Source organism: Pseudomonas sp. GL_117 (assembly GCF_057835125.1).
Genome location: NZ_CM174418.1, coordinates 4,272,189 through 4,285,368, shown reverse-complemented (window position 1 = coordinate 4,285,368; position 13,180 = coordinate 4,272,189). Strand labels below are relative to the sequence as shown.

Annotated in this window: 10 protein-coding genes; 2 read left to right on the top strand and 8 right to left on the bottom strand. The window is 61.4% G+C overall.

Features of this window, described 5'->3' with window-relative positions:
* Window positions 1–14 precede the first annotated feature (14 nt).
* From AC3ISR_RS19460 to puuE, 5 genes are all read right to left on the bottom strand, one after another.
* Window positions 15–1,301 carry a urate hydroxylase PuuD gene (locus AC3ISR_RS19460; RefSeq protein WP_192296945.1) on the bottom strand — a complete coding sequence of 429 codons (1,287 nt, stop codon included), beginning with the start codon at window positions 1,299–1,301 and terminating at the stop codon, window positions 15–17.
* A 51-nt stretch (window positions 1,302–1,352) separates the two neighbouring features.
* On the bottom strand, window positions 1,353–1,856 hold the full coding sequence (locus tag AC3ISR_RS19455; RefSeq protein WP_305392791.1) for an ureidoglycolate lyase: 504 nt from the start codon (window positions 1,854–1,856) through the stop codon (window positions 1,353–1,355).
* A gap of 189 nt (window positions 1,857–2,045) precedes the next feature.
* Window positions 2,046–3,041 carry an allantoicase gene (gene alc / locus AC3ISR_RS19450; protein ID WP_226455036.1) on the bottom strand — a complete coding sequence of 332 codons (996 nt, stop codon included), beginning with the start codon at window positions 3,039–3,041 and terminating at the stop codon, window positions 2,046–2,048.
* Between the two features lie 80 nt (window positions 3,042–3,121).
* Complete coding sequence (uraD, locus tag AC3ISR_RS19445; RefSeq protein ID WP_192296942.1) at window positions 3,122–3,637, bottom strand: 2-oxo-4-hydroxy-4-carboxy-5-ureidoimidazoline decarboxylase; 516 nt, start codon at window positions 3,635–3,637, stop codon at window positions 3,122–3,124.
* Window positions 3,634–4,560 carry an allantoinase PuuE gene (gene puuE, locus AC3ISR_RS19440; RefSeq protein ID WP_192296941.1) on the bottom strand — a complete coding sequence of 309 codons (927 nt, stop codon included), beginning with the start codon at window positions 4,558–4,560 and terminating at the stop codon, window positions 3,634–3,636. The genes uraD and puuE overlap by 4 nt, the downstream gene beginning before the upstream one ends.
* 386 nt (window positions 4,561–4,946) lie before the next feature.
* On the opposite strand from puuE, the gene uraH reads away from it, so the two are divergent.
* Together uraH and AC3ISR_RS19430 are read left to right on the top strand one after the other, a co-directional pair.
* A complete protein-coding gene (gene uraH, locus AC3ISR_RS19435) occupies window positions 4,947–5,300 on the top strand; it encodes a hydroxyisourate hydrolase (RefSeq protein WP_192296940.1) in 354 nt (117 codons plus the stop codon).
* A gap of 155 nt (window positions 5,301–5,455) precedes the next feature.
* Window positions 5,456–10,573, top strand: coding sequence for a dermonecrotic toxin domain-containing protein (locus tag AC3ISR_RS19430; protein WP_463984530.1), 5,118 nt, complete (start codon window positions 5,456–5,458; stop codon window positions 10,571–10,573).
* Here the strand turns inward: AC3ISR_RS19430 and AC3ISR_RS19425 are convergent.
* From AC3ISR_RS19425 to AC3ISR_RS19415, 3 genes are all read right to left on the bottom strand, one after another.
* Window positions 10,521–11,147 carry a LysE family translocator gene (locus AC3ISR_RS19425; protein WP_124529494.1) on the bottom strand — a complete coding sequence of 209 codons (627 nt, stop codon included), beginning with the start codon at window positions 11,145–11,147 and terminating at the stop codon, window positions 10,521–10,523. The two genes, AC3ISR_RS19430 and AC3ISR_RS19425, sit on opposite strands and share 53 nt — an antisense overlap.
* Before the next feature lie 12 nt (window positions 11,148–11,159).
* A complete protein-coding gene (locus AC3ISR_RS19420; protein WP_463984529.1) occupies window positions 11,160–12,506 on the bottom strand; it encodes an NCS2 family permease in 1,347 nt (448 codons plus the stop codon).
* Between the two features lie 177 nt (window positions 12,507–12,683).
* Entirely contained in the window at window positions 12,684–13,118 is a 435-nt protein-coding gene (locus AC3ISR_RS19415) for a MarR family winged helix-turn-helix transcriptional regulator (protein WP_192296937.1), read from the bottom strand.
* Window positions 13,119–13,180: the final 62 nt, after the last annotated feature.

The window sequence follows — 13,180 nt, the reverse complement described above, 5'->3', positions numbered from 1 at the left end:
TTTGCATCAATCAGTTAATTTGTGCGAGCCCCCTGATTGATCCAGGTGCCAATCAAATCCCGCTCCTGCTGGGTCATCTGGGTGATGTTGCCCAGCGGCATGATCTGGCTGGCCACGGCCTGCGCTTGGATGCGCGCGGCCTGCTGCTGGATCTGTGCTGGCGTATCAAACATCACCCCCGCCGGTGCGGTGCTGAACAGCGGGCTGGTGGGCTTGGCCGAATGGCACACGGCGCAGCGTTCCTGGATCACCCCGTGGACCTTGTCGAAATCAATCGTGGCCTGGGCGGGTGCCGGTTCGGCAGCAGGAGCAGGGGCGGGCGCAGCGGGTTTCAAGCCACCGCCCAACGCCGTTTCCGGCAATGGCTGGTACTCGATGGCCGCGGGGGCTTTGGCGACTTCAGCCACCGGCTTGGGACCGGTCACGTACGCCAGGCTGATCATCGCCAATGCGCCGACCGGCAGGGTCCACGCGTACTTCTGGCTGTCATGCCGGGTGTTGAAGTAGTGCCGCACCAACACCGCCGCCACCGCGATACCCGCCAGGATCAGCCAGTTGTATTGGCTGCCGTAGGTGCTCGGGAAGTGGTTGCTGATCATGATGAACAGCACCGGCAAGGTGAAGTAGTTGTTGTGACGCGAACGCAGCAGGCCCTTGGCCGGCAGTGCCGGGTCCGGCGTGCGGTTCTCGGCGATGGCCGCGACCAGGGCGCGTTGCGCCGGCATGATGATGCGGAACACGTTGCCGACCATGATGGTGCCGATGATTGCACCCACGTGCAGGTAGGCGCCACGGCCGCTGAACACCTTGCTGAAGCCATAGGCCGCTGCAATCAACAGCACAAACAGGATGAAGCCGAGCAGGGCAGGGCGTTTGCCCAGGGCCGAGTCGCAGAGGAAGGAGTAGATGAACCAGCCGGCGAACAGTGAGCCGATGCCCAGCAATACGCCTTCGGTGCCGCTGAGGCTGCTGCCGGGGGCAAGCAGGTACAGCGTCGGGTTGAGGTAGAACACCACGCACAGCAGCGCGACGCCCGACATCCAGGTGAAATAGGCTTCCCATTTGAACCAGTGCAGGTTGTCCGGCATGGTCGGTGGGGCCAGTTTGTATTTTTCCAGGTGGTAGATGCCGCCACCGTGGATCGCCCACAAGTCACCGGCCAGGCCGTTCTTGGGGTTGACGCGATTGAGGTTGTTTTCCAGCCAGACGAAGTAGAAAGAAGCGCCGATCCACGCGACGCCAGTGATCATGTGAACCCAGCGCACGCTAAGGTTCAGCCATTCCAACAGATGTGCTTCCACAGTCTTTACCTCTCGCCTGTCACCCTTGTTGTCGGGTGATCAAGCCTTCTCTTATTGGTGGGGGGCGAGGATCAACCGCTCATCCTCTTTGAAAAAATGCTCATCGCAGTTATTGCCTGTGCCACTGCGATCAACCACCAGGAAGTCATCCCGCTTTTCGATCGTCAGCACCGGGTGGTGCCAGACGCCGCGATGGTAATTAATGCCCTGCCTGCCGTTGGTGACGAAGGCGCGGACCAAGCCCGATACAGGTTCATCGCCAAGTGGCGCGACCACGATCAGAAAGGGGTTGCCGAGCAGCGGAATGAAAGCCTGGCTGCCCAGCGGGTGTCGTTCCAGCATGCACACGGTCAGCGGCATGTCCTGCGCGTCGGCGCGGAAGATGCTGATGATGGCGTGGTCTTCCGGCTTGGCGGTTTCGACCGTGGCCAATTTGTGAAAGCGCATGGTCGACCCGTTGTTGATCATGAAGTGGTCGCGGCCAGAGGTTTCGATAACGTCTCCGAAAGGGGCGAAGGCTTCTTTGGTCAGGGGTTCGATCACTAGTGTGCGCATGGCTGTCTTCTTATCCGAATGCTGTGTTGGTTTTCTTGCTTTTGTGTAGTGAGCGGGCTTGCCCCGCGCGGGGTGGCGAAGCCGCCCCAAAACCCAGGTGCTGCGGTCTTGCTGAAACACCGCAGCGGTCTTGTTGGGGTGGCTTCGCCACCCCGCGCGGGGCAAGCCCGCTCACTACCCGTTCAGCGTTTACTTGGCGACTTTGCCGAGTACACGCAGGCGGCTCACGCCGCCATCCGGGAACACGTTCAGGCGGATGTGGGTGATCGGGCCCAGCGCCTTGATCTGTTCGGCGAAGGTATGTTCGGCGTGCATTTCCAGTTTCTGTGCCGGCAGCAGTTCGCGCCAGAACAGCGATTGGGTTTCGATCTGGCTGTCGGTGCCGCCTTTCACGAATGCGCCCTGGATCGAGCAGGTGTCTGGGTAGTTGCCCTTGAAGTGCAGGGTGTCGACGATGATTTTCTCGATCTCGCCCGGATGGCCCAGCGCGACGATGACCCAGTCATTGCCTGGCGTACGACGACGTGCGGTTTCCCAGCCGTCGCCCATGTTGATGCCACGGCCCGGGTTGAGGATGTTGCTCATGCGGCCGAAGTGTTCATCGGAGCAGGCCAGGGCACGACCGCCGTTGAGGGCGGCAGCCAGGTCGACCTGTTCGTTGTCGCCTACCGACGACCAGTCGCGGAACGGCACGCCGTACACGCGCAGACGGGCCACGCCACCATCCGGGTAGATGTTGAAACGCAGGTGGCTGAACGCCTGGTCGTTGCTGATCTCGTGGTAGTGGTGGCTGTTGCCTTGCAGCTCGACGGCCGACAGCACTTCCACCCACTGGGTGTTGGCGTCTGGCTCGCCCGAGGCGAGGAAGCAGGCTTCCAGGGAGGCCGATGGCGGGAAGTTGCCGGTGAAGAATGAAGTGTCGATGTCCACGCCCTTGATCGAGCCCGGCACGCCCAGGCGGATCACCGCGCTGTCGTAGCCTTCGAAGCGCTTGCGGCGTGACTCCCAGCCGTCCATCCACTTGCCGTTGTCATCGAAAACGCCCTCCTTCCACACGGCCGGGGTCGGCTGGAACAGGCGGTTGGCGTCGGCGAACCAGTCATCGGTCACGGAGATGATCTTGGTGCCCAGGCGGGCGTCGGCCAGGTTGACGAACTTCTCGAAAGGTACGGCGTAAGCTTTCATTCTTCTTGTCTGCCTTAGATAGAGTGGCTTGGGATGCTTGCCCGGCCCTGGGCGTCATGAGCGCTCGGGCCAGGGTTGCTTTAAAGGGTCAGTAAACGGAACAACGCGATCTTGTTGATCTCGGCCAAAGCGCATTGGAACTCGGCTTGCACCGAGTTGTGAATGCGCGTTTCGAACGCGGCCAGGATCTGGTGCCGGTTGCTGCCTTTTACCGCCATGATGAAGGGAAACTTGAACTTGGCCTTGTAGGCGTCGTTCAGCTCGGTGAAGCGAGAAAACTCTTCGGCCGTGCATTGGTGAATCCCCGCGCCAGCTTGCTCATCGGTGCTGGCTTGGGTCAGTTGGCCCTGGACGGCGGCTTTGCCGGCCAGGTCCGGGTGAGCGTTGATCAGGGCCAGCTGGCTGGCATGATCGGCGCTCAACAGGATGTCGCTCATGCGCTGGTGCAGGGTTTCGATCTCGTCGATCGAAGGGTCCTGGCCCAGGTCGAAGGCCTTTTCGGCCACCCATGGCGAATGTTCGTAGATGTCGGCGAAGGCCTCGACGAATGCGTCGCGGCTCAGGGTCGAGGGTTTCAGGGTCTTGAACGCAGTCATTTGGCCGCTCCCTTGAACGGGTGGGTTTCGTGCCAGTGGCGGGCAATATCGACGCGGCGGGTGAACCACACCTGTTCGTGACCTTTGACGTATTCGATAAAGCGCTTCAACGCGGCCAGGCGGGCAGGACGGCCGATCAGGCGGCAATGCAGGCCGATGGAGAGCATCTTTGGGGCATCCAAGCCTTCGGCGTAGAGCACGTCGAACGCGTCCTTGAGGTATTCGAAGAAGTCATCGCCCTTGTTGAAACCCTGCACCTGGGTGAAGCGCATGTCGTTGGTGTCGAGGGTATAGGGGATCACCAGGTGCGGCTTGCCGGTGGGGTTGCTTGGTTCCCAATAGGGCAGGTCGTCGTCGTAGGTGTCGCAGTCGTAGAGGAAGCCGCCTTCCTCCATCACCAGCCGGCGTGTGTTCGGGCCGGTGCGCCCGGTGTACCAGCCCAGCGGGCGTTCGCCGGTCAGTTCGGTGAGGATGCGGATCGCTTCGAGCATGTGCTCGCGCTCCTGGGCCTCGTCCATGTACTGGTAGTCGATCCAGCGGTAGCCGTGGCTGCAGATTTCGTGGCCGGCCTCGACCATCGCGCGGATTACATCCGGGTGACGCTGGGCGGCCATGGCCACGGCGAAGATGGTCAGCGGAATATCGAATTCTTTGAACAGCTTGAGGATGCGCCATACGCCGGCACGGCTGCCGTATTCGTACAGCGACTCCATACTCATGTTGCGTGCGCCTTGCAGCGGCTGGGCCGAGACCATTTCCGAGAGGAACGCTTCGGACTCCTTGTCGCCGTGCAAAATGTTGCGCTCACCGCCTTCTTCGTAGTTGAGTACGAAAGACAACGCAATGCGTGCCTTGCCCGGCCAGTGGGGGTGAGGAGGGTTACTGCCGTAACCGATCAGGTCGCGTGGGTAGTCAGCGCTCACTGCAGTCTTCCTTCTTGTTCGTGATCATTCATGTGGCGGCCGGGCAGCGAAATGACTGGGTGGCGTCACAGCGATGAGTGATTGTATACAACTTATCTGTCACTTTGTAAGCCTACATTTCTGCATTTTTTCCGTAGGCCTCTGTGTAAAGGGTGTAGCAAGAAACTTGCCCAGTTGGTCAGCTAATGGACAAAAGGTCGTTTAAAAGCAAGGATCACAGGTCAATCGCCTGCACAAGCAATGAGCGCGGGTGGATCGCAAGGTTTGTGATTTTTATTGTGTACAATTTTTTTGAAAAGTGTCTTAATCAGTCATCGCCGGCTTTTTCGCTGCCCTGAAAAAGTGCGGATCTCTCTTCTACTGACTTCGGGAGGCGCGTAGACGCCATGGGACGTTTGACCACACACGTTTTGGATGCCGCACACGGTTGCCCCGGCAGCGCGATCAAGGTTGAGCTGTACCGCGTCGAAGGCGCGCAGCTGGAACTGGTCGCCACTACCTTGACCAACAGCGACGGCCGCTGCGACGCACCTCTGCTGCAAGGCGACGACTACCGCAGCGGTGTGTACCAACTGCAATTCAACGCCGGCGACTACTATCGCGCCCGTGGCGTGCCATTGCCGGAACCGGCCTTTTTAGACGTGGTGGTGCTGCGCTTCGGCATCAGCGCCGAACAGGATCACTACCATGTCCCGCTCCTGATTTCGCCCTACAGCTACTCCACCTATCGCGGTAGCTAGCGTCACCTCGCTTCACACCCCCAAAGCTCTTCGTTGGTTTTTTGCCCGCCCACACTGCGGGCTTTTTTTCGTCTGCTCAAAGGCGCGGCAAGTATGTAAAGCACTGCGCGCAGCAAGCTGCTTAGGCTGGGCTTTTGTGTGGACAGGAGCCAGTCATGAGCAACCTTATCGACGCTCAACCTGAAGAATATGTTCAGACGCTGCTGACCCGGCGGATCAATGCCGTTGGCGAGCCCGGCAGGCTGATCAATCAGTTGCACGCTGCCCAGGCGCGCTGCGCCGCAACGGGCAAAGGGCTCAAGCGCTTGATCGCGCGTGCGCCGCGTATTTCACGGATGGTGCGGATGGCATTGCAGGATGCCTTCGCCCTGAACCCCGATCACCTCTTGTTTACCGAGCCGGGCCAGGTCAATAGCCTCACCGAGCGTGCATTGGCCTTGCTGGTCGATCCATTCATACCGGCCAATATCAACCAATTCACCCAGTTGAGCGTCAAGGACGACAGCGCGAGAAAACTGCCCTATACCCCCTTCCAGGTACTGGAGAAGGTCAAGGCGTTGGGTTTGCTGGAACGGTTCCACCAGGGCGTGGCGGCGTACTGGAGTCGCCTGGCCTATGGTTCCTGGCTTACGCGGCGCGAGCGTTGGGTGCAGTTGTATGCGGCGCAGTTTGCCGACCAGGCGTTTATCGCGTGTCAGTTGTATGAGTTGTCGGAACCGGCGTTTGCCATGGTCCGGCAATTGGCGGACGCGCCCACCCCCCAGGCGCGGCGGCTTGCCGGTGGCGAATGGACGGGGATGCAGGTACGTCAGTTGTTCTGGCCGGGGACCAACCAGGCGGCGCTGGCGGTTCCGGGGGCGCTGTATGTTTCACGGGGATCGCTGCACGTCGCCTATCTGCCCGGCCTGGCGCGTGGGTTTTATGAATATCAGTCCTGGACGCAGATGCAGCAAGGAGTGGGGGCGTTGCTGCAGGGGCGCTTGTTCACCCTGTTGTGGCAGTGCCTGGCGCTGCGGCGGCGCGACGCCGTCCTTGAACAGGGCCCGATCGTGCATGACGACGCGTTGGCCCACAGTGCATTGGCGCTGCTGGACGGGCAGTGGCACAACGAGCTGGCATGCGCCCTGACGATCAATCACCGCGCGGTCGCCACATCGGGGCAAGCACCGCCCCAGCCCCGTCGCTTTCTTGTCCAGATCGAAAAGGCCCGCAAGCACTTGGTGGGCGAGCCGCGCCTGGTGCCGTCAATGGCGGCCTTGTTGAAATGGGACGGGCAGCGGCAGGCGGCGCAGGTCATGTTGGGGCGCTTTAGCCCGGGGCTTTCACTGGCCGCTCGCGAACACCGGGTGCGCCGTCATGAAAAAGGCCTGTTCGCGTTGCTCGATAGCCAGGACCTGGCAAAAGACACTGAACCCTATCTGGCATTTGTGGCCCTGCAAGCGCGCTGGCAGGTGCAGCGCGAACGCGTGCGGCAGTGGGCCGAGGTTGCGCCCGAGCGTGCTTTCGACCCCGCATTCTGGCTGGAGCGCCCGGACGGCACCCGCAAGCGGGCGACCCTGATGCTTGAGGCCCGGCGCCAGGCGCTGCTTGCCGAAGCCGAGTTGCTGCGACGTGCACAACTGATCAGTGCGGCGCATCAGCAGTGCCTCGTCGATGTGCTGGAGACTCCCCTGGCCGGCCAACGCACCGACAGTGACGCGTGTGTGTTGCGTATCCGAGTGGGACGCGAAGCAGACCGCGGCGTGCCGTTGCACGATGTGTTTGTGGTGACCACGCGCAAGGGGCACAGCCACCCCTCGCGGCAACAGCCGGTATTGCTGGTGGTGGGCGGCGCGCACGGTGGGATGTCGGCGTTCAATTGCCTGGCTGACTTGAGCCACAGCCTGCAGGCCAGCCTGCAAAGCCCTGACCGATCGCCGTTGTGGCGCAGCGTTGCGCGGGATCAGCGTGCCCTGCGCGCAGCGAGGGTGGAAGTGACCTACGCGCCGGTCACGGGCAATGTCCTGCATGAAGGCTTCAATGGGCTGGTCAAACTGTATGCCCGGCTCGCCGCGCAACTCGATGACAAGGTGCGGCTGTACAGCGAGGTCAGCGACCCCGCCCTGGCTCGGCTGTTGCTGGCCGATGAGCTGCGCGAACATGTGCAGGTGCCGGTGGACGACGCCCGAATGCTGGCATTGGCCAATGTACAGTTGTTGCGCGTTGCCGCGACACAGGCGAAAAAACTGCCGGCATGGCTCGGCACCGCCACCGCAACCCTGCGCCAGCGCTACCGGCATTTGCAAAACCACTACCTGACCAGCGCCGTGGCGTTTGAGGAAAAACTCTGGAGCCTGCTGCCAGAGTTGGAAGATTTTGCCCGCGAGCGACTGATCGCACAGCTGACCCTGGATGGCTTCTATCCGCAACTGGATGTCGACCGCCCATTGTTCGATATTCCCGACGATGTCAGCGCGCATTTTTGTGGCTTGTCGAGCCAGTGCGCGGTGGGTGACCGGCACGTGAAAAAGGTCGTGAGCGTGCAACGCAGCACCTACAGCCTGCTGCAATTGGCCCTGCATAACCTTGACCCCCAGGCGCCATGGACCGAGTGGCGGCTGAACCGTGCCCGCTATCTGGACCCCGCCTGGAAAGACCGCCTGAGCGTGCGCTACCTGATCAAGACCCTGTCCGCCCTGGACATCGGCGGGCATTACGAAGCACGCATCCGCCAGGTGTTTTACCCGGAGTCGGACAACCCTGGCCTTTGCCCTGCACTCAGCTACCGGGTCGTTCGGCAGCACGCACGATGGCAGCTGTTTTCGGCCGAGCAGCAAGGCCTGAGCCCCCAGGGGCGCAGTCTGTTCAATACCGCCATCGCCGCCCGCGTCCCCGACGACCTGACGCGCAACGGTCATCGCGTGCAACTGTGTTTCGTCCGGTTGGTGGGCTACACCCTTGAGCATGACCGGCACATTGCCGGGATGCTGGTGTTGTTTGATCGGGTATCGCAACGCTGCGTGGTGTATTGGCCGGCGGCGCAGGGGTTTCCAGTGATCAGCGAATACCCGGACTGGGATGCCATGAGGGACAGCCTCAACCGCGACTGTGCTTTGCCCGCGCCGATCAAGGTGCTGGCGCGCCAGGTTGCACCTGGCTGGGCGCACGAGGCGCTGGCCAGTTATCCCGGGGCGCCGCCGTCAACCGAATCGGCGCGGGGCACCTTTAGGCGATTGCGCATGAAGGGCTTTTTTATCTTGACGATAGGCGAGGCCGTTGCCCGATTTGTGCGTTCGTTCAAGGTGCAGCATCGCGTGGCGTCCGTGTTGCCGGAGGAGATCGAGGCGCAGATTCGCGAGCAGATCCAGGCGGTTGCGCCACGTTGGCTGGACATCGCCGTCACTGACCACAGTCATGCGGTGGCGCTGCTGGTACATGCGCGGTTGTTTGAAATCCAGCATCGTAGCCAGGCCAGTGCCCGCTCCGCCCAGGCCTTGGCGGAGTATCGCGAGCGGCGCCTGGGTGAGCAGCGCTCGGCGTTGGTGCGCGGTGTACTGTCGTTTATTCCGTTGATTGGCGTAGGGATCAGTGTGTACGAGCTGCTGCTGGCCGCACGGCACTATCACCACAGTGGCGATCCCAAGGTGGCGGTGGACGTGGCCTTTTTGACGTTGATCGCCTTTGTCGATGTGCTGACGGCATTGGTGCCTGGCCCCAAGGGGCTGTCCAGCGCCGGCTCCGCGACCGCACGGGCGACGATGCGCAATGTCATGGTGCGCTTTTCGCAGCGCCCGGCACTGACGGGCCTGAAGCGATCAATGCCCAGGCCGCTGAAGCTGTTGGAGCGTTACAGGAAAGATGGCTTGCCCAGTGATGCGCTGCGGTTGCAAGGCTCGGGGAACAGAGGCAGCTACATCACGGACGGTGAGCAGTTTGTGGTTATCGATAGCGAGCGCTACCCGGTCTACCGGCGCAAGGATGAGCAGGTGCTGCGTTTCAGAAACCAGCAAGCTGACGGCCAGGATGAATTGATCCTGTACATCGATGAGCCGCGAGAGTGGCTGCTGGGCGCCGATGCGCCGCAGCCGCAGCCAGGCCCCAGTGCAGCCCCGTGGCGACCTTGGGCTTCGTCTTCGGCTGCCACTGAATGGGCCCGACCCGCGCAAGCGTTGCTGGAACAAGTGATACGTCAATCGCCAGAGGCGCCTGGCGGTTGGCAGGCGTGGGGGTTCGTGACGGAAATGACGTTGGTTGAAGCAACCCCGCCAAGAAATATCTTTACCGTGTCCAGCGCGACGCCCGACCAGGCCTTCAGCGTGTTGAGGCTGGGAACTCGTTATTACCGGCTATTGCCCGAGGCGCAGGAGGGGGTGTCGCAGCGCCTGGTGTTCATCACGCCCAACCATGCCGTGGTCCACCCGGCCTCGATCGACGTGTACTACTGGACCGGGCCCGGCATTGCACACCAACCGATCCCGGCGACCCTGGGGGCCAATGGCGTGTGGACGTTGCATCAAGGGTTGTTTACGGAACCGGTGTCGGCGTCGTTGAACCGGGCCTTTCCCTTGATGACCCGTGGCAGTCGGCATTTTCTGCTGGAGCGTCTGCTGCATCTGTCGGACTCCAGCCGCGGCACGCTGACCGCCACCCAGTGGTTCGATCTCAGGGCGACACTCGACAAATGGCTGGCCCCGTCGGCCGTTGGGCAGACGGACGATTTGTTGAGGCTGTTGCGACCCATCGAGAGCTCGACCAGAACCAGTATCTTCATTGGCGACGAAGGCCTGACCCCAGGGTTTGATCGCCTGGACTTCCATTTGCCACAGGCCCCCGAGGCTTCATTGCAAGTCGCGACGCAGCACAATCTGAGCGAGCGACGTCACTTGGCCCAGGGCCAGGTTCGAGGGCACCTTGAGCAGATGGGGTTCAGTTTGCACAGGGTGGAAAAACGTCCCGGCGCCTTGCTGGCATCGGATTTCTACTGCACGCACCCACAATCCGACACGGTGTATTTCGTCATGACGCGCTGGTCGAGTGGCAGCTCGCTGGATCTAAAGGCCCGCGTGGGTATTCAAATGACCGATGAATGGTTCCGGCAACGATTTTTCACCACACCCATCGCTGCTGCCCATGCGCCGATCGCTGCGGCGATGAGAGAAGGGCGCCTGGTGAAGATCATTGCCGGTGTGCAATGGACGCCCAGGCGTGACCCTTCGGTGTATTTCGTCCGGTTCGGCAACGTTATGCCCGGAGCAAGGCAGCAACGCCCGCGCTACCAAAAAAAGCGGCACTGACCCGGTTGAACCAGCCCTGGCCGCTGCCGCTGCGCAGATACCGGGCCGCTCCGTGTGCGCCGAGACCGTAGGCCAGCTTGCAGAGCAGGTCGAGCAGGGTCCAGGTGGCAATCATGATCAGCAGCTGTGGCAGGAACGGCTGCTGGCTGCTGAGAAATTGCGGCAGGAACGCGGCGAAGAACAGGATGTCCTTTGGGTTGCTGGCGCCCAGCACAAAGGCACGCCCGAACAGTGTGCGAAAGCGCGGTACGGCGGCCAGTTGCGGTACTTCGGCACCCTGGGCCGGTTGCCGCGACTGCTGCCAGCTCTGCCAGGCGAGGTAGAACAGGTACGCCGCGCCGACGATCTTCAGGGCGCTGAACAGTTGCTCGGAGGCCAGCAACAGCGCGCCCAGCCCCAGGGCCGAGGCGCTGAGCAGGCAGATCGAGGCAAACACCCCACCGAGAAACGCTGGATACGAACGGCGCAGGCCGTAGTTCAGACTGTTGCTGATCATCAACAGTGACAGCGGCCCCGGGATCAGGATCACCACCAATGCCGCGCCGCTGAACAGTAGCCAGGTTTCCAGGTTCATCATGTGTTCCTTTTATAGAAATATGAATTTGGCAATAAAGATCGCGCACAGCACCCACAGGCTGACGGAAATCTCGCGGTACTTGCCGGTGCCCGCCTTGAGCGCCACGTACGTGATAAAGCCCAGGGCGATGCCGTCGGCCACCGAGAAGGTCAGCGGCATCATGATCGCCGTGACAATCGCCGGAATGCTGTCGGTGGCTTCGTCCCAATTGATATGGGCCATGCTCGCCATCATCAGCATCGCCACGTAGATCAGCGCACCGGCGGTGGCGTACGCGGGAATCATGCCGGCCAGTGGCGCGAAAAACATCGCTGCCACAAACAGGATGCCCACAGTCACGGCGGTCAGCCCGGTTCGGCCTCCCGCGGCAACACCGGCGGCACTTTCCACGTAGCTGGTCACCGGCGGCACACCGACCATGGCGCCAAACACGCTGGACGCACTGTCGGCTTTCAGCGCACGGGACAGGTTATGGATCTTGCCATCGGCATTGACCAGTCCGGCGCGTTGCGCGACGCCCATCAGTGTACCTGCAGTGTCGAACATGTGTACAAAAAGAAAGGCAAATACAACGCTAATCATGCTGACATTGAATACACCTTTTACGTCCATGGCCATCCAGGTCGGCGCCAGGCTCGGTGGGGTGGAGATCATGCCGTTGTAATGCACCAGGCCCAGGCCCCAACCGGCCAGGGTCACGGCGATGATGCTGATCAGGATTGCACCGAACACGCGGTGGTAGCTGAGGATCGCGATCAGCAGGAAACACACGGCCGCCAGTAGCGGTGCCGGTTCATGCAGCGAGCCGAGCTTGATCAGCGTGGCCGGGCTGTCGACGATGATCCCGGCGGTTTTCAGGCCGATCACCCCGAGGAACAGCCCGACACCGGCACCCATGGCGTGGCGCAGGCTCACAGGGATGCTGTTGAGCAGCCACTCACGCACCCGCGACAGCGTCAGGCCCATGAACAGCACGCCCGAGATAAACACCGCACCCAGCGCGGTTTCCCAGGTGTAGCCCATGGTGCCGACCACGGTGTAGGTGAAAAACGCATTCAAGCCCATGCCCGGCGCCAGGCCTACCGGCCAGTTCGCGTACAGGCCCATCAACAGGCAACCGAGCGCGGCGGCGATGCAGGTGGCGACAAATGCCGCGCCATGGTCGATACCGGCGTCGGCCATGATGTTGGGGTTGACGAAGATGATGTAGGCCATGGTGATGAAGGTGGTGAGACCGGCGATCAACTCGGTCCTCACTGTGGTGCCATGCAAGCTGAGTTTGAACAGGCGTTCTAGCCAGCTGTTGGTGGGCGGGGCGACGTCCAGCGTAGGGGCTTCGGATTTGCGGCTATCCACAGCGAGTACTCCTCAAGAGTTTTATTGTTATTTCCAGCGCCGGTCACAGATGTGGGCAACAGCGCTTTGAGGTACAGGCGGGTTTTGTTGACCGATAGGTCAGGAACTCGCACGAGGCGAATTATGCTTTTGTATACAAAGAAAGCAAATAATGTTTTCGAATAGCTTTGCGCTGGGCTAGTTCGCCGCACTCAATGCCTGGTTTACGGCCAACCATCCGGCCACCGCTTCTTCACCGGCTTCACTGAACGCGCGTTGCAGCAGCTTCACCTGTTCGCGGCGCAACGACTGCTCGAAACGCAGGCCTTCCTCGCTCAATTCCAGCAAGCGTTTGCGCTTGTCGGTCGCGGAGGCAACGCTGTGCACCAGGTGCATTTCCTGCAATTGGCGCAGCGGCATGTTCAGCGCCTGTTTGCTCACGCCGAGCAGTTCCAGCAGTTCTTTCACGCTCAAGGTCGGGTAACGCGCGATAAAAAACACAATGCGTTGGTGCACCCGGCTCAGGCCCCGGCGTTCGAGCATTTCGTCGGCCTTGGCGGTAAACGCCTGGTAACCGAAGAAGAACGCTTGCATGGCTTCCTGCTGGGCGGTGGGGTTTTTAAGGTCAAGCATGTTGACGTATCCGTGGGCGCTGTCGTAATTTCGGTCAACCAGTTTGACGTATTTCCCACAGT

Coding starts and splice junctions, on each gene's coding strand:
- AC3ISR_RS19455 (WP_305392791.1), bottom strand. CDS start 1,856: ATGCGCACACTAGTGATCGAACCCCTGACCAAAGAAGCCTTCGCCCCT.
- AC3ISR_RS19425 (WP_124529494.1), bottom strand. CDS start 11,147: ATGAACCTGGAAACCTGGCTACTGTTCAGCGGCGCGGCATTGGTGGTG.
- uraD (WP_192296942.1), bottom strand. CDS start 3,637: ATGACTGCGTTCAAGACCCTGAAACCCTCGACCCTGAGCCGCGACGCA.
- AC3ISR_RS19430 (WP_463984530.1), top strand. CDS start 5,456: ATGAGCAACCTTATCGACGCTCAACCTGAAGAATATGTTCAGACGCTG.
- uraH (WP_192296940.1), top strand. CDS start 4,947: ATGGGACGTTTGACCACACACGTTTTGGATGCCGCACACGGTTGCCCC.
- alc (WP_226455036.1), bottom strand. CDS start 3,041: ATGAAAGCTTACGCCGTACCTTTCGAGAAGTTCGTCAACCTGGCCGAC.
- AC3ISR_RS19415 (WP_192296937.1), bottom strand. CDS start 13,118: ATGCTTGACCTTAAAAACCCCACCGCCCAGCAGGAAGCCATGCAAGCG.